General features: G+C 38.5%; 16 protein-coding genes. All 16 read right to left on the bottom strand.

Annotated features, from left to right (window positions below; translation table 11 throughout):
• Position 1: 1 nt before the first annotated feature.
• The 16 genes from MHB58_RS05745 to MHB58_RS05670 all read right to left on the bottom strand — a co-directional run bounded on the left by MHB58_RS05745 (position 2) and on the right by MHB58_RS05670 (position 16,470).
• Positions 2–1,111: a sporulation protein YqfD gene (locus MHB58_RS05745; RefSeq protein ID WP_065217028.1), complete on the bottom strand. Its 1,110-nt coding sequence runs from the start codon at positions 1,109–1,111 to the stop codon at positions 2–4.
• On the bottom strand, positions 1,108–1,344 hold the full coding sequence (locus tag MHB58_RS05740) for a hypothetical protein (RefSeq protein WP_008403137.1): 237 nt from the start codon (positions 1,342–1,344) through the stop codon (positions 1,108–1,110). The genes MHB58_RS05745 and MHB58_RS05740 overlap by 4 nt, the downstream gene beginning before the upstream one ends.
• 110 nt (positions 1,345–1,454) lie before the next feature.
• The gene (locus MHB58_RS05735) at positions 1,455–1,964 is read right to left on the bottom strand and encodes a hypothetical protein (RefSeq protein WP_065217029.1); all 510 of its coding nucleotides are present in this window, start codon (positions 1,962–1,964) and stop codon (positions 1,455–1,457) included.
• Positions 1,965–2,083: 119 nt separating this feature from the next.
• Positions 2,084–2,554: a hypothetical protein gene (locus tag MHB58_RS05730; RefSeq protein WP_065217030.1), complete on the bottom strand. Its 471-nt coding sequence runs from the start codon at positions 2,552–2,554 to the stop codon at positions 2,084–2,086.
• A gap of 23 nt (positions 2,555–2,577) precedes the next feature.
• Entirely contained in the window at positions 2,578–3,585 is a 1,008-nt protein-coding gene (floA, locus tag MHB58_RS05725; protein WP_065217031.1) for a flotillin-like protein FloA, read from the bottom strand.
• A gap of 2 nt (positions 3,586–3,587) precedes the next feature.
• A complete protein-coding gene (locus tag MHB58_RS05720; protein WP_065217032.1) occupies positions 3,588–4,916 on the bottom strand; it encodes an NfeD family protein in 1,329 nt (442 codons plus the stop codon).
• Between the two features lie 319 nt (positions 4,917–5,235).
• Positions 5,236–5,409 carry a 30S ribosomal protein S21 gene (rpsU, locus tag MHB58_RS05715; protein ID WP_004227078.1) on the bottom strand — a complete coding sequence of 58 codons (174 nt, stop codon included), beginning with the start codon at positions 5,407–5,409 and terminating at the stop codon, positions 5,236–5,238.
• A 109-nt stretch (positions 5,410–5,518) separates the two neighbouring features.
• Positions 5,519–6,187 carry a deoxyribose-phosphate aldolase gene (gene deoC, locus MHB58_RS05710; RefSeq protein WP_008403142.1) on the bottom strand — a complete coding sequence of 223 codons (669 nt, stop codon included), beginning with the start codon at positions 6,185–6,187 and terminating at the stop codon, positions 5,519–5,521.
• A 91-nt stretch (positions 6,188–6,278) separates the two neighbouring features.
• Positions 6,279–6,818, bottom strand: coding sequence for an adenylate cyclase (locus MHB58_RS05705; RefSeq protein WP_065217033.1), 540 nt, complete (start codon positions 6,816–6,818; stop codon positions 6,279–6,281).
• Between the two features lie 451 nt (positions 6,819–7,269).
• Positions 7,270–8,619: a tRNA (N(6)-L-threonylcarbamoyladenosine(37)-C(2))-methylthiotransferase MtaB gene (mtaB, locus tag MHB58_RS05700; protein WP_065217034.1), complete on the bottom strand. Its 1,350-nt coding sequence runs from the start codon at positions 8,617–8,619 to the stop codon at positions 7,270–7,272.
• A gap of 171 nt (positions 8,620–8,790) precedes the next feature.
• On the bottom strand, positions 8,791–9,825 hold the full coding sequence (locus tag MHB58_RS05695; protein WP_340734847.1) for a HEAT repeat domain-containing protein: 1,035 nt from the start codon (positions 9,823–9,825) through the stop codon (positions 8,791–8,793).
• 264 nt (positions 9,826–10,089) lie between these two features.
• Complete coding sequence (locus tag MHB58_RS05690) at positions 10,090–11,523, bottom strand: glycosyltransferase family 2 protein (protein WP_340734846.1); 1,434 nt, start codon at positions 11,521–11,523, stop codon at positions 10,090–10,092.
• 6 nt (positions 11,524–11,529) lie between these two features.
• Positions 11,530–12,573, bottom strand: coding sequence for a HEAT repeat domain-containing protein (locus tag MHB58_RS05685; RefSeq protein WP_014824429.1), 1,044 nt, complete (start codon positions 12,571–12,573; stop codon positions 11,530–11,532).
• Between the two features lies 1 nt (position 12,574).
• Entirely contained in the window at positions 12,575–13,429 is an 855-nt protein-coding gene (locus tag MHB58_RS05680) for a response regulator transcription factor (RefSeq protein WP_014824430.1), read from the bottom strand.
• Positions 13,430–13,515: 86 nt separating this feature from the next.
• Complete coding sequence (locus tag MHB58_RS05675; protein WP_340734845.1) at positions 13,516–15,708, bottom strand: hypothetical protein; 2,193 nt, start codon at positions 15,706–15,708, stop codon at positions 13,516–13,518.
• Between the two features lie 147 nt (positions 15,709–15,855).
• Positions 15,856–16,470 carry a PH domain-containing protein gene (locus MHB58_RS05670; RefSeq protein WP_014824432.1) on the bottom strand — a complete coding sequence of 205 codons (615 nt, stop codon included), beginning with the start codon at positions 16,468–16,470 and terminating at the stop codon, positions 15,856–15,858.
• Positions 16,471–16,486 lie beyond the last annotated feature (16 nt).

The following is a 16,486-nucleotide window of genomic DNA, read 5'->3' as shown; positions in this document are numbered from 1 at the left end:
CTCATTCTCCTTGGTGAATTGGATGTGGTTGTGCGATATTTTCATTAATTAAATACAAGACTTTCCCTTTAACTGTATCATCATCACTGTGGACGTGCAAAAGTTTTTCTGCTTTTATGGCGGTTTCAAGTGGTAATGAAGAAATCATCTTTTCGTGCAATAATGGCAAGATAGTCGTTTCTACATCCTTTTCACTTATCTTTTCCTTCTTTTTATGAAACATTCGATAAGGCTTATACGTTACAAAAGTCTTTAACGGTTCAATAGACATCTGTTCTATTGCTGTCCCGATTTTCTCCCAGTTCACGTCATACTTCCAGCCATGATCATCCAATACTTCAATTTCGATTGTTTTAGGAACAGAAAATGATGTTTCAAGCCAGTAATCAACAAACACTTCGCCTTCTGCACCAACAATGATTTCTTTATCCCCATGCTGCAAAACACCTGAAACGAGAATATCTCCCTTGTATACCGTCATATTTTGTTCCACTTGACGAACTCCGCGCTCAATTTGGAAATGAGTTACGACACCACTGTTGTTCGCCACTAAATGCTGGTTCTTATTTACTTTTGGTACCGGCTCAAACTTTGGCGCCAATTGCGGATTAATCGTAATCTTACTTCCATTTTTCATAATATGTACCCATGAAAACTCCCGAAACTCCTTCATCATCGTCTGTCTGATTTCATTATCGGATAAAAACGTTTTTTTCGGTACAGGAAACTCCACACCCATTTCCTTTTGCAGATAGTGTGCCACTTCATCTTCCAGCTCGATTGTGGCGGCATCAACTTCAACTTGCCATACAAACCGTGACAGTATGATCGGCAGGATGATTAACATGATGATGCCAATCGCCGTAACCATATCTTTTTGCAGAATTCTCTCCGGCTCGCTGTAACGGACTGTAATTTTAACTTTCGCTTTTTTTCTTAGTCTGCGCAGTAAAGACAAGTTACTATGCGCTACTTGGAAAGTTATTTCGCTCTGTTTAAAATTCAAGTTGAAAATCCGGATTTTATGCTCTTTCATCAGCATAATAAAAGCACTAGCTTCTTTAGATTGCTTTAGTTTAATTGTTATAAGCTTTTTATAGGATTTACTCATTTTGCATTCCGCTCAATCGTAAGCTTCTGCAGATTTTTACATTGAATTAAAAAACCTTCTTCGAATAAATGCTGGACTTCCACTTCCCCTGCATGAACATACATCGTAAAATCTTTAGTTGTACAGTTATATTCAGTCGGGGTTACATCACCTATCGTATAGGAACCATCATAGCGGATATCCATAAAAGAGGTGATTTGCAATTTATTGTTTTTAGGAAATAAATTTTTCAATAAAAGCCTCCTTTTTACGTCACTATATGCTTGGAAAAAAGAAGGCATGTATAGATAATTTTATCCCGCATTAACGGGTAGTAAAACTACCCATAAAAGCATGATTGGTTTTACTTAATCGGAATTTCCCAGTTTGCAAAGTCACCTAACGCATCACCGGAACTTTCGCTTTCCGGCTCTTTAAATGCAGCTGGAACCCGCATATTCAGTGATTTATTTTCATCGTATATGTGCTGAGGAATCAAATAAGTCACGTTAAAAGTCGTTTCCATTTGAGGATTCACCATAATTTGCTCGTTCTCAACAGAAGACGACAGCTGCTCTATTTCATCCTGCTCTAATGTTTGAATTGTAAAATCCGGCGTATAGTAGACAATTTGACTGTACTCATTTTCTATAGTTCCTTTAATTTCAAGAATTAATTCTCCCGGCTCAGCGGAAACCTTATTGACCGTATAGTCGAGCTTTAAAGTGACACCTTCCATACTATGTGTCAATGACTCCTCACTCTCATATACAGTAGACGTTCCATCCGTCTCCAAAAGTGTTTCTTTCTCTTCCTTACCGCATGCGGCCAATACTAAAATAAGAATTAACAATAACATCCATCTTTTTTTCATGTCTGTATCCCCCTCTCATAATAGATATACCCGTTTCCACATAAATTTAGTTACTGGTTTTCTATACTATGTAAAAAAACTACCTATTCCCACATTACGTTGAAATAGGTAGTCTCGTATTATTTTTTTCTTGCTTTAGGTGGGCCCAGAACTTCTGTCATAATAATGGCCTGCATTAAATCACGTTTGTTCGATGGCACAACTTGGAAGGCTTCTGCTTCTTTTTTGGCCATTGCAACAATTGGACGCTCCTTTAATGAACGAGGATTATTGATCTTGTCAGTTACTGGTTCCACGATTGAGCGAGCAACTTCAACAGGTTTTTCTACTTGTTTAGGGAGCTCTCGTTCTATTCTTTGACTTACTGGTTTTGCTTTTTCATTCAGCTGGCCGAATACTTCATTCGCAAAATCCTCCAATGATTTTGGACGTTTTTGCTCTGTTCGACGTTGAACTTCCTGTTTTCGAGGAGCAGGTTGACTGCTAAATGGCGGCATCTGTTTTGATTCTTTTTTTTGCTGTTGTTCTTTACCTTTACCCAATAAAGAACTGACAATAAAGACAATCACCATAATGATAATTCCTTCCATTTAGTGCTCACTCCTTTCCTCGATTATTTGTTTTTCGGATCTTTGTTGTCGTCATTCGAAACTTTTGAGATCGAATCACGCATTGATGTGTCCGCCTGAATATTTTTGTAGTTCATGTAATCCATAATACCGAAGTTGCCAGAACGTAGCGCTTCTGCAAGAGCCATTGGAACTTCCGCCTCTGCTTCTACTACTTTCGCTTTCATTTCCTGAACTTTTGCAATCATCTCTTGCTCGCTTGCTACGGCCATTGCACGACGCTCTTCGGCTTTAGCCTGAGCGATGTTTTTATCTGCCTGTGCTTGCTCGATTTGAAGCTCGGCACCGATGTTTTTACCGATATCAACGTCCGCAATATCGATCGATAGAATTTCGAATGCTGTACCAGAGTCTAAACCTTTAGATAAAACCGTTTGAGAAATTAAATCCGGGTTTTCCAGTACTTTTGAATGTGATTCACTAGAACCTAGTGTCGATACGATACCTTCACCAACACGGGCAACGATTGTCTCCTCACCAGCACCACCGACTAAGCGGTCGAGGTTTGCACGTACTGTAATACGCGCTTTTGCTTTCACTTCAATCCCGTTCATCGCAACACCGGCAATAAATGGTGTTTCAATAACTTTAGGGTTAACCGACATTTGTACCGCTTCTAATACGTCACGGCCAGCTAAATCGATTGCTGCTGCACGTTCAAATGTTAATTCAATATTCGCTCGGTGTGCCGCGATTAATGCGTTAACAACGCGGTCTACGTTACCACCTGCTAAATAGTGTGATTCCAATTGGTTAATTGTTACTTCTAAACCGGCTTTATGAGCCTTAATTAACGGATTCACGATACGTGACGGAATTACTCGACGTAAACGCATTCCGACTAATGTGAAAATACTTACTCTTACACCTGCTGCTAGTGCACTAATCCATAGTGCAACCGGAACAAATGTGAAAAATACTGCCAGGATAATAAATGCAATGACTAATCCGACAATTAATGTTATTGTTCCTGCATCTGCCAACATATTCATACTTATTCTCCACCTCTTCCAATAAATTCTCTTACGACAATACGAGAGCCTTCTACTTTCACTACTTCAACTGTTTTACCAGCATCAATATAACCGCCTTGTGTTACAACATCAAGACGTTCCTGGTCAACAACAACGGTTCCTGATGGTCGCAACGGCGTAATAGCCTGCCCTGTTTTGCCTATTAATTCAATTCGGTTTTTGTTTGAAACATAACCTTCTTCCGTCGTCGTTGCATCTCTCAGCACGAGACGGTTGAACATATGCAACTTTTTCCCGAAGAATTTCATAAGTATCACCATTCCTATACCTGCAATTATCATTGCGATTAAAATCGAATAAGCCATATGAACAAAGCTTTCCCCTGCAAAAAGCAAACTTCCTATCATTAATGCGCCACCGATAATACCAACTATACCACCTGGTACAAATAGCTCGGCAATGAGTAAAATAAGTCCGATTACAAAAATGATGACTGTTTCATATCCGGCAAAACCTGCAATCGTATGTCCAAAGAAGAACATACCTAATGAAGCAAGCCCCATTGTCCCTGCAACACCAAAGCCTGGTGAATACAGCTCAACAACTAATCCGATACTTGCAATCGACAGTAAAATAGGAACGATAATCGGATTTGTAATAAAGCGTGCCAGTTTTTCAGCAAATGTTAGCTCAACTTTTACTACTTCGCTGCCATCAAGGTTGGTGATTTCAAGCAGTTCCGTTATCGAAGCAACAGTGCCTTCTGAGTACTTAACTTTTTCCGCATCTTCTGCAGTTAAAGTGAGGAGCTTTCCTTTAGGGGCTCTTAGTTCAGGCAAATCGTAGTCGTTTCTGACCATTGCCTGCGCATATATAGGATCCCTGCCGGAGTTTTCGGCAGCCGAAGTCATTTTGGCAAGCCAGTCGCTTTCCGCCTTTTCTCCTGCTGTGTTACCGGAAGAATCGATGACCGCCGCTGCACCCATTGTTGCGTTTGGTGTCATATAAATTTTATCAGCATGTAAAGCAATATACGCACCAGCAGACAGCGCATCCGAATTGACGAATGCAATAATCGGTATATCGATTGCATCCATCAGCCTGCCGATTTCCGAAGCCGCAGCAACAAATCCGCCGGGTGTATGCATATTCAGAATAATTGCTTCTGCGTTATTACTTTTTGCTTCATCGAATCCACGCTTTAAATGCTCCACCAAACCTTTTTCAATTTCATTATTGATGGATATTTCATACACTTTACCATCTGCAAATGCTGTTAAAGAAGGAAACATTAATACGAATGACATGACCATCAGAAAAATCCAACTAATCCCTTTCGTTCGTCTCAATTTTATCACCCCTTTAGCTAAGTTATGTACAGTTAATTCTACGGATGAGATGAAGAAAAGTTTCAAATTTTTTTAAATACCTAAAAAAAACTTCCTCCTATATTATTTGCTAACATATACCAATTATACGGTACTGATCGCTAATTATTAAAAGTTTCTCGAAAACGCTTTCTTTCTCTTCTCTATTATGGTTGATTTGAAGAATAAAAACAAATGCAAATACCCCGCAGTTATATAAATAACTGCGGGGTATATCATTTGTCTGCTCAGTTAAATCTGAAAATTGCGTGTTATGAACGTAGGGTTTTTACAGGGAAAATTACCACTTACGTTTACGTGCAGCTTCTGATTTCTTTTTACGTTTAACGCTAGGTTTTTCGTAGAACTCGCGCTTTCTAACTTCCTGAATTGTACCTGATTTTGATACAGTACGTTTGAAGCGACGAAGAGCATCTTCAAGCGATTCGTTTTTGCGAACGACAGTTTTTGACATCTCTCTTTCCCTCCCTCCGAACACACGTCATACATGCATTAACTGTTAGTTAATGTGTACTAAAGTAGTATAGCGTATGATTAAAAAAGAGTCAACAAAAACTATCGAATTAGTAATTAGAATCTGATTTTAGACCATTCATAATAGCAACACCAGAAGAAGCGCCAATTCGAGTAGCACCATTCTCAATCATACGTTGCATATCTTCAAGGCTACGAACACCGCCGGATGCTTTCACACCAAGATCCGGACCGACTGTTTTACGCATTAATGCGATATCTTCAGCTGTCGCTCCACCTGTTGAAAAACCAGTAGATGTTTTAACGAAATCGGCACCTGCTTCAACAGAAAGTTCGCAAGCTTTTACTTTTTCTTCATCCGTTAATAGGCAAGTTTCTATAATTACTTTCACTAATGTACCATTTGCAGCGTCTACTACTGCTTTGATGTCATCACGAACTAAATCGTAATTTCCGTCTTTTAGAGCACCAATATTAATAACCATATCGATTTCGCCAGCACCGTTTGCAATCGCATCTTTTGTTTCAAATGCTTTTACTGCAGATGTTGTAGCACCTAACGGGAAGCCGATAACTGTACAAACTTTTACGTCTGACCCAGCTAATTGCTCTGCACTGAATTTAACCCATGTAGGATTTACACATACTGAAGCAAATCCATATTGCTTTGCTTCTGCACAAATTTTTTCTACTTGATCTTTTGTAGATTCAGCTTTTAATAAAGTATGATCAATCATTACTGCATAATTTTGAGTCATTTCTCATTACTCCTTTTACTAAACATTAGTTGTCCGTACATCTATAGTTTAGCATGTATTTTAATTGACGCAAATTATCAGACAACTTAAATTATTCGTCTGAATAGGCAAATTCTGTACGAATAATTTTTCTGTCCAAAGGTTCACCGGTATCTGTGACATACTGAATATTTAACTCAGGAATATTACGGTGGACTAACTGGTAGGTTAAAATATTTTTAATTAAATGCTCTTGTGCCAAATCAAATGCTTCTTCGTCTAAAAGTGCATCATCCGATAATACAATTTTCCAATTTGAAAAGTCTTCATTAGCATCGATATGTGTAATTCCATCTTCTGTACTTTGCTCACTCGTTTCTTTGTACTGCTCCAGGAATTGTTCCGTTTGTTGCGCAATTTCAGTTAACTGTTGCTTATTTATCTCTAAAGAAACGGCACCATTTGGCTGAATAGTTTTATAAACGTCCGATGCTTTGAACTCGATATTAAACGAGCCGTAATGCTGGGCTACTTCCGTAGGGATATTGACTTCTACCATAGCCGATTCACTTTCTACTGTTGGTTCTTCTTTTTTCTCCGTGCAACCATATAAAATAAATAGAATTGCAGCAACCATCCATATTTTCTTCATATAAATTGCTCACCTTCTTTGCTTGTAATCGGGGTAAACATAATGTTCCAAATAATAGTGTTGGCTTGTCCTCTACATAATATACTTAAACTTCCATTAGTTTAGGACTAACTATTTGTAAATTAATATGCTGTAAAAAAATACATAACGTTTCGCCCGATCATAAAAACTTGCGCACACTATTTTCTCTACCCTATTTTATTTGAAGTAAAAAAGATAGGCTATTTTTATATCTGCTTCTTACACGTTGTTCTACGTTACGGCGGACGCTTTCCAGGGGCACGGCCTGAGCCTGTAGTCTCAGGCATCGTGCTTGTCCCCAGGAGTCGCCGCCTTCACTCCGAACAACTAATTACCCTTTTATATCAAGTAAAGTCGTACAAAACAAAAAAGAGAAATTGCACATTGCAATTTCTCTTTTTTCATAAATTTAACTACGCAAGCACAATATTTATATTGCCTGGCCTTCCAATACGCGAACGAATTGTCCTTCGTTGTACGGGTAGCCTGCTTTAGTGACTTTAACTTTTACAAGCTGGCCGACCATTTCTTCTGTGCCTTCAAAAATTACTTTTAAGTAGTTCGTTGTATAGCCGACATATAGGTTTTCATTGTCGCTATCTTTAAAGCGCTCTTCCGGAATGACTTCCAGCACTTCCCCTTCAAAACGAGAAGCATATTCTTTTGCAAGCTGGTCATTCAGTGCAATCAAACGGTGAACGCGTTCGTTTTTGATTTCTTCATCAACTTGATCTTCCATTCTTGCTGCAGGTGTACCTGTACGTTGAGAGTACGGGAACACATGTAGCTCAGAGAATTTATGATCGCGGATAAAGTTGAATGTTTCCATGAACTCTTCTTCTGTTTCACCCGGGAATCCTACGATTACGTCAGAAGTAACCGCTAAGTCAGGTAAAGCAATTTTCAGCTTTTCCAGACGCTCTGCGAAAAATTCCATCGTATATTTACGACGCATACGTTTTAAAACTGTATCTGAACCCGATTGAATCGGAATGTGTAAGTGGTTTACAACAATTTCAGAGTTTTGCAGTACATCAATTACTTCATCTGTTAATTGAGATGCTTCAATTGAAGAAATACGTAAACGTTTCAAGCCTTTTACTTGCGCTTCCAAGTCACGCAACAGCTGTGCTAAGTTATAGTCTTTGAAGTCTTGTCCGTATCCGCCTGTGTGAATACCTGTTAGGACAATTTCCAAATAACCCGCATCCACAAGCTGTTGAGCCTGGCGAATAACTTCTTCCGGATCACGTGAACGCATTAAGCCGCGCGCCCAAGGAATGATACAGAACGTACAGAAGTTATTGCAGCCTTCCTGAATTTTCAGTGAGGCACGAGTACGGTCAGTAAATGCCGGTACATCTAATTCCTCATACACACGGTTTTTCATAATATTACGTACCGCATTGATCGGCTGGCGCTCGTTACGGTATTGATCGATATATCCAAGCATTTTCTCGCGGTCCTGAGTACCAACAACGATATCGACCCCTGGAATTGCCATAATTTCAGCAGGTGAAGTTTGTGCATAACAGCCAGTAACACAAATAACCGCATCCGGATTTTGACGGATAGCACGGCGAATCACTTGGCGTGATTTTTTATCGCCAGTGTTTGTTACTGTACATGTATTAATAACATAAACGTCCGCCTGATGATCGAACTCAGTACGCTCATATCCCTGCTCTTTAAATAGCTGCCAAATTGCTTCTGTTTCATAGTGGTTTACTTTACACCCTAATGTATGTAGAGATACGGTTTTCGTACGTTCGTAACTCATAATTTATATCATCCTTTCAAGGTTAGCACTTATCTATTTTACTCCGGCGAATTGCCTCTTTTTAGTCGACCGGTAGCATGCTCTTCATTCTCTAAATGAAGAAAAATATCAACGTGTTTTATAATAGCATAAAACGCTATACAAAGCCTATTTTTTTAACTACTTGTTAAACTACCGGCTTTCTTCCACAGATGTAGCCGGAGAGATATGTTCTTCACTGTCGGAAACCTGCTGCAGTATTACCTGTCCATCCGGTAAATCCATCAGTGATAAAGCCGCCTGTTTTCGAACCTGGCTATTTGAATCAAGCATTAACATTTTCAGATAAGTGTATGAATCATCCTCTTTGACAAAACGTAAAATTTCGGCAAGCAATAGACGCTCCTCCCAAAGGGCTGAATGAACAAAGACTTCATAATGCTTCACATGCGAAATTTTGCCATACGACGAGATGGCTCTTAGTGCTCGAAGACGGATTCCCGGACACTCGGACGCCAATAACTGTTCAAATAATGCAAGGTATGAAGGATTCATGTTCATGTTCAGGCACGAAAACTCCAGAAACGCTAATTTCAGCTGAATTGGCAATTCTTCAAAATGATCTTTAAAGTAGTCACAATAACTATTCTCAATATTCGATAGCAACAGATGGTACTCACTATCATAAAAAGTCAATCTAGGCTTATACATATGCGCCAAAAATAAATTTCTATTATATTTCGCTGCAACTTGTAACATTAATAAATATTCTTCGACCGAGCCGATACGATTATCTTTTAGCCGGCGTTCGATTAACGGTACTAAAAATTCCAGCTCCAAAATCAATGTGCGCTGTAAAACATGTAGACGGACAGTTTCATCACGGCTATTCAATTGCTTCACATAATAGTTTTTCATATTTAATGCAGCATATGTTGAAGCTCTCTCCAGGATTTCTTCTTTAATCATCGTTGTAACATACGAAACAAAAATAGCATCAATTGCCGCCAGCTCATTCTTTGTAGTAGAATGATTCCGAAGAGGCTTGTTTAAAACTAAATAATTATACCAGTCCCTTTCATTTTGCTGGATATAGTTATTAATTTTATTAAAAGAGTGTTTCTTTCTGTTCTTACGATAAATTGCATAAAAATAAATACATAATAAAATAAAAAGCATTGCACTACAGATAATTAAGATCCCTTTTAAAATTTCTTCAATCTCCATTATTATCGTGACCCTCTCAATCTGTTTTCCATGTTATTTACTAATATATCACCTTTTTCCGTTATCTTTATACAACCAATTTTTTCTCCTGTCTCCAATACTTCATTTATATATGGAATTTGACCCAATTTTTGGTTATTAATGGGGAGTCTTTATGAATTTGTTTTGGAAAATTTATGTACGGACAAATTCCGGTTCTTTCGAAAATAAAGAAGAAGACAGACAAAATAGACGGAGTAGTTCCGCCTATCAACTTAGTCTATATTATAAAGTATCATTTGTTTTCTTTTGCAATCCAGAACGTGTTAAGCTTCCCCAATCGTTTTTACCCCGAATAAAGTACCAGAATCCTTGAAGACGGAAAACAACCATTAGCGGACGGAACCAGAACACTTCCGATAATGAATACAATAATAGTTTTACCGAATCCCGGATACGTGGATAAGTGCCCATACTCCATGCTTCCAGCAAAATAGAAAACATCGAAATGACGGTACTGTAAATTAAAAACAGGACAAATAAAGTAAGAGCCGATTCCAAATAGATGTTCCCAATTACAAATGATAAAATGACATATATATATCCCAATAGTTCAATAATCGGGCCGATTAATTCAATAAATACAAAATACGGAACAGATATGAGACCGATTTGTTTGTATTTCGGATTGAGCAGCATCCCACGGTTCAGCATAAGACTGCTTAACAGCCCCTGATGCCATCGTCTCCGCTGTGTTTTTAAATCCTTTAGATTATCCGGGGCCTCTGTCCAGCATACCGGATCGGGAATAAATTCAATCGATTTTTTTATTTTATTCTTCAATAAATAGTTGTGCAGCCGGACGACCAGTTCCATATCTTCGCCGATCGTATTCTTATTGTAGCCACCGACTTTTATTGTATATTCTTTCGAAAAGACACTAAACGCACCGGAAATAATTAATAATAAATTAAAACGGCTCAGCGCAATTCTTCCCATATAAAAAGCACGTAAATATTCAATAATCTGCATGACGACAATCGGATTATTCGGGACAACCGATTTCAAAACACTGCCGTACTCGATTTCCGAACCGTTTGCTATACGCACACTTCCACCTGCAGCAATGACTTTCCCGTTGGAAGAGACAATCGGCTTCATCACCTGCAGCAATGATTTAGTGGATAAAATTGAATCACCGTCAATCGAGCAAAAATAAGGAAATCTTGATACATTTATGCCTGCGTTTAACGCATCGGCCTTCCCTCCATTTTCCTTGTCTACTAAAACAATATTGTAATGGAGCTTCGACTGGTAAATGCCTCTAATTTCCGCTGACGGCAGCTGATTCTGTACAGTCCGGAAAACAGGCTCCATCTGAAAGACATCAATCACTGTCTGCAATGTCGAATCTTTTGAACCATCGTTTACAATCACGATTTCATATTGCGGGTATTCAAGTGTCAATAATGATTGAACCGTACTGATAATACCGATTTCCTCATTATAAGCCGGAACAATAATTGAAACAGGCTTCGAATAAACCGCATTTAAATTTACCTTTCCTTCCAAATTCTTATCCAGATTCCTGTCTTTCCTCAACTGTAAGAAAGCAAAGACCAGCATTAATGAATAAACCAATATAACAAATAACATGTATATAAAAATTAATGAACTGAACACTTCGTTAAACCAATAAAGTATGTTATCTAGATTCATTTATCATCATCCTAACTTCATGACTTCCCTTGCCATATCTGCTGCATACAAATCGTTTTCACTGTCGATTATTTGCTGTAAAATTACTCGTCCGTTTGGCATATTCAGTAAAGATAATGCCGCCTGTTTTCGTACTTGCCAATTTGAATCAGCTATTAACCGCTGAAGATTTTGATAAGATACCTCTTCTTTTACTAACCGCAAAATTTTCGCCATCATCAGCCTCTCTTCCCAGCTGGCGGAATCGACAAAGCGCTCATACAGTTGGAAATCAGAAACCATCCCGAATGATGCAATCGCTTTTAGAACTCGAATTCTTAACTCCTGATCTTCCGATGTTAACAAACGCTCATAGAAAGAAAGAAAATCATTACTTACATTTGTGCTTAAACTCAGAAAATCAAGAAGGGCAAGTTTCAATCCGATTGGCAAAGAATCAAAATGGCTTGTGAAATAGTCGATATAGCCTTCATCAATTGTCGATAACAAAAGTTTATATTCATAATCATCCAAAGGTAATCTTGGCTTATAAACATGGGCATAAAATAAATTCTGATTATATTTCGCGACTACCCGCAGCATTAACAAATACTCTTCCATCTCATAATCTTGTTTTCTTTTTAAACGCCGCTCAATGAGGGGCACTAAAAATTCCAGCTCCAGCAGTAATGTACGCTGCAATACATTCAAACGGACCGATCGATCACGACTTTTTATTTGCTCGATATAATAATTCTGCATATTCGATGCAGCGTATTCGGAAACTTTGCTGTGAATAGAAGCATTATTAAGCGTTGTCAAATAGGAAACAAATAGATGATCAACCGCCTTCATCGTAATTTGATTTTCCGGCCGGTGATCCAGCGGTTCGTTATATACAAGATAGTTATACCATTGCGTTTTATATTGTTCGAAATACGCATTCATCTTTTCATTGATTCGATTTCTTTTCGTCCCTTTATAGACTAAATATATAAATATACATAAAATAACGATCAGCATGATAGTGCCGGCAATGACCGTCCCGACTAAAAATTGACGATCTATCATATTATCGCGACCTTCTCAAATGATTTTTAATACGTATTTCAAAAATTTTCAAATTAAAGGGACGGACAAAGTAAGCATCAGCACCATTTTCAAAACTATAAAGCTGTGCCTCCTCGGAATTACGTGATGAAATAAATAAAATTAAATATTTTTGTTCATTAGGCAAACCGCGCAAATAATGCAAAACCTCAAAGCCATTTTTTCTAGGTAAAATATCATTCAGCACGATAATATGATGATGCTCACTTCGGTACCAGTCGGATTCTATAAATTCAAGTCCGTCATTAAACACCCGGACCTCCAAATCTTGTTCAGCTGTTTCCAGATTGTGAAACAGATTCGAAAAAATAGATTGTGTAATATGATCATTTTCGATGATGCTGACTTTCATCTTGATTCGCTCTTTTTCCATAAACTGCGGAATCACCACTATTTGTGAATCTGAAAAATCAAGGCTCATCACCTCTTCCTCGCCAACTTCCAGTATTTCTTCAAGCGGATGCAAAGAATTCGCAATTTCTGCAATAACGGCAACAAGCGGCATTTTGAAAGTTGACATAGCAGTTTGAAGCCGACCTAGAAATGATTTGGATTCCATTGCTTTACTGATCGATAGAACAAGAATGATGTATTGTTTTGACTGATGCGAAAAAGCAAAATCCGACTTACGTAAATTTTCTTTTACCAACTGATAGAATTCTTCATAGCTTACAGACATTTCATCTGAATATTTCACGAAAACAAACGTAAAATGAATCCCCTTTTTTCGGATATAAGTTAACTGCAAATCATAAAGATGCTTCAAATTTTGAAGATTCTCTACGCTATTACTAAACTGATTCTCCGTTTCTTTCATTTTTATTTCACCCCTGTTCATACATCTGCCTCAACCCACTGTAATCCACTTCAATCGCTCGGAAAACAGTGGATCTTTGCTTTAGCTTAACGGATCTCTGAAAATTTTTCCTGCAAAATATAATACGATTGCTTTAAACGTTCCTTATACTCGGGTATTGTCCAGCTTTCCCAAGTATAGGTTTTTAGGTCGGATTTTTTATCCGGTATACGGTTTTTCACGGTATTATTTTCGACGAGCAATGCACCGACTTCAATTCCTTCTATTATTTCCTTTGTCATTTCTTCATTTTCATATAAATCCGACCAAACTTCCAGACGGCTCGGATCCGTAAAATTCAGCAATAGCCAAGGAATACGAATTTCGACAATCCCCTCCGCTTTGTTGATTTCATAATCGGCTAGTGAATCATAATCCGGGCTTTCCGGGTTACCGTTTCCTTTTCGCAGCTTCCCTGTCTCGTATTTTTCGAATGGATAGGTTTTTTCGAGAATCGGAATCGTGAGCTGTTTATTTATTGCATACTCAATAGGGTTAAATTGCCCGCTGTTTTTTTCGGTCATCCCTTCAAACGGGACGAGCTTTAATCGGTCGCCGTACAGTTTCTGGAACACATCATAGTAGGCATCGACTTCAATTCTGCTATTTTCCTCATCTTTAATCGTCAGTACAAAATCAGCTTTGTTCAATAACGGGTAGTCCTTATATGTTGAATTCCCTTGCCCTTTCACTGTATGGAAATAAATTAACGGAAAATCGGCATTTGAGAATTCCGTATTTTCCACATCCATCCGTATATACAAATAGCGTTCATCGGAATCCATATACATGGCCATCTGTTTCGTTTTATACATCGGCTTTTTCCCTGACCAGTCCGATATATCCCCATCCACTTTTATTTTCAATGTATCAAAACTGAGCAGTCCGAACTGCTGTTCATTTGTTTGTGCATTAGACCAAAATGGCCGTTGATCCGGATTATCGAGATCCATCGTATTCCATGTCCGCTTAAACCATTCATCCTGCCAGGAGAACACTAAACCGCCAAGCATGCCTTCTTGCAGAATATCTTCATAGAGACTGACTAAATATTCCCCTTGCTGGCGCTCGGTCACAAAGCCCTGATTCCAGCCAAACGGATTTTTATGAGTCAATCCACGGGAAGCCGGTATTCCGAATTCGGAGATTAATATCGGCAGACGGTGCGCTTTTTTCAAATCATTCAAATATGCTGCATAGCTATTCGGTTCACCGCGATGGTCCTTATATTGTAAATACTCAGGCGTAAAATTCAAAAAATCCGGATAATACGGATAGACATGGTAGTTTGCAAATTGACCAACATGCTGCAGCTCGTTTTTCTCATAAATGACATTCGGATTGACGGTCGCCATATCTTCCTCTTCACTCGGTTCGTACGGGTGGTCCAATAAATCGGTCGTTACCCAGTTCGTAAAGCTGAACGGCCGCATCCATTTGTATTCGTCCATTTCGTACTGGGCGGCATATTCCATCTGCTCTGCTAGCCAGATTTCAAATGGAGCAGCATCTTTTGTCGAAAAGTACTTGCCGTCATATTGTGCCTTGCCTTTATTTTTCTCATTAACTGAATTAACTGCATCCGGATACCACTCGATGCCCATCATCCAGCCAATAACATATGGAGCGACATTGGCAGTATAATTCCCAAAAGCATGTCCCGGCTGATGTTCAATTTCTGCATTGCCGTGTAATATATCGATAATATCTTTTATTTCCTTTTGAAACTTTTCTGTCGGTTCACCATATACATCCAATTGCTCAATTACCGGCTCTTCTTCCAGCCAAACCCCATGGAACAAGTAAATCGGCTGTTCATGCGACTCATTGTACTCCAGCAACGCTTCATAAAATGCCGGTGGATGGATTGTATAAACACGGATTGCATTCGCGTGCATATCACCAATTGATTTGAGCCATCTTGTATAATCTTTTTTTGTAATTCCTGCTTCACCCGGGAAAAGACCGGGCTTAGCCATCCCGATATTTACCCCTTTTATGGTCATTTCCTGCCATTTACCGTTTTGCATCACTTCATATCGATTGCTTAGCACCCGGGCATTATAGGCAATATTCTGCTCATAGACCGGTTCAACGGATGTTGTAACTATTTGCTTCGATGTTGAAGAATCCTCATTTGCATCATCACTTTCCGAAACGGATTTATCATTGATGAAATAAATCCCTAACGGAACTGTAATCATCAGCAGCAATCCTAGTACGAGTAATATTTTTTTCATCAGCGCCACCTATCATCATTTATAATTAAAAAGGGAGAGAATTACTTTATTGTTTCTCTTCCCCTTAAACACGGTCCAAAAACGGAAAATAATTGAAAAGAAAAACACTCATAACCTATTTCAGATATGAGTGTCATCTTCAATCTATTAGTTATTTATATATTTCTCGAAAACATCGCCGAAATCTTTTTTAACAAACGCTTTCTTTTGCTCCAGCAGCCAGCTATGTGAAAATGCTGTGATTTCCTTAAATGCATCAGCTGGTGAAACACCCTCATTACCGGCGCGGCCGATTGCAGAGGCAGCTAAATTCAAGCTTTGTTTTGCCGCATCCATGCTGAATGTATTCGCCTTCTGTTCAAGGGAAATCGCATGAAGCGCTTTGTATAGATCTTTAATTTCCGTTAAGTGTTTTTTATGAATATCAATACTTAACGGCATATTTCCGATCACAAATTTAATTTCCACATCCAAATCAATTGTTCCGGCAGTTTCCAGCAGTACTTCTTCAATCGCAAAATGTTCGTAGTCATAGCGGCGTAGCATACGTTTTTTACTGATGGCATTTGCCCCGTCTACATGGATTAATGCATAGTTGGTGAAGCAATACTCATCTGCCTTTGTTTTGATCAGAAAATAGATTTGTTCATCCACTTCATTAAAAATAAAATCATCTGCATCTGTTTTGTCAAAGTCCTGTCTTGAAATCACTACCCCGATATCTGATAACCCTAATGCATCTGATGCTAATTTTTTGAACATTGTATTGCCTCCTTTA

It is taken from the genome of Solibacillus sp. FSL K6-1554, assembly GCF_038005185.1.
GTDB lineage: Bacteria > Bacillota > Bacilli > Bacillales_A > Planococcaceae > Solibacillus > Solibacillus silvestris.
Note: the sequence above shows the minus strand (reverse complement) of the source record. Positions and strands in the feature narration are given on the sequence as shown.

Coding starts and splice junctions, on each gene's coding strand:
- MHB58_RS05745 (WP_065217028.1), bottom strand. CDS start 1,111: ATGAGTAAATCCTATAAAAAGCTTATAACAATTAAACTAAAGCAATCT.
- MHB58_RS05675 (WP_340734845.1), bottom strand. CDS start 15,708: ATGAAAAAAATATTACTCGTACTAGGATTGCTGCTGATGATTACAGTT.
- MHB58_RS05705 (WP_065217033.1), bottom strand. CDS start 6,818: ATGAAGAAAATATGGATGGTTGCTGCAATTCTATTTATTTTATATGGT.
- MHB58_RS05685 (WP_014824429.1), bottom strand. CDS start 12,573: ATGATAGATCGTCAATTTTTAGTCGGGACGGTCATTGCCGGCACTATC.
- deoC (WP_008403142.1), bottom strand. CDS start 6,187: ATGACTCAAAATTATGCAGTAATGATTGATCATACTTTATTAAAAGCT.
- mtaB (WP_065217034.1), bottom strand. CDS start 8,619: ATGAGTTACGAACGTACGAAAACCGTATCTCTACATACATTAGGGTGT.
- MHB58_RS05690 (WP_340734846.1), bottom strand. CDS start 11,523: ATGAATCTAGATAACATACTTTATTGGTTTAACGAAGTGTTCAGTTCA.
- MHB58_RS05670 (WP_014824432.1), bottom strand. CDS start 16,470: ATGTTCAAAAAATTAGCATCAGATGCATTAGGGTTATCAGATATCGGG.
- MHB58_RS05735 (WP_065217029.1), bottom strand. CDS start 1,964: ATGAAAAAAAGATGGATGTTATTGTTAATTCTTATTTTAGTATTGGCC.
- MHB58_RS05730 (WP_065217030.1), bottom strand. CDS start 2,554: ATGGAAGGAATTATCATTATGGTGATTGTCTTTATTGTCAGTTCTTTA.
- rpsU (WP_004227078.1), bottom strand. CDS start 5,409: ATGTCAAAAACTGTCGTTCGCAAAAACGAATCGCTTGAAGATGCTCTT.
- MHB58_RS05695 (WP_340734847.1), bottom strand. CDS start 9,825: ATGGAGATTGAAGAAATTTTAAAAGGGATCTTAATTATCTGTAGTGCA.
- floA (WP_065217031.1), bottom strand. CDS start 3,585: ATGAATATGTTGGCAGATGCAGGAACAATAACATTAATTGTCGGATTA.
- MHB58_RS05680 (WP_014824430.1), bottom strand. CDS start 13,429: ATGAAAGAAACGGAGAATCAGTTTAGTAATAGCGTAGAGAATCTTCAA.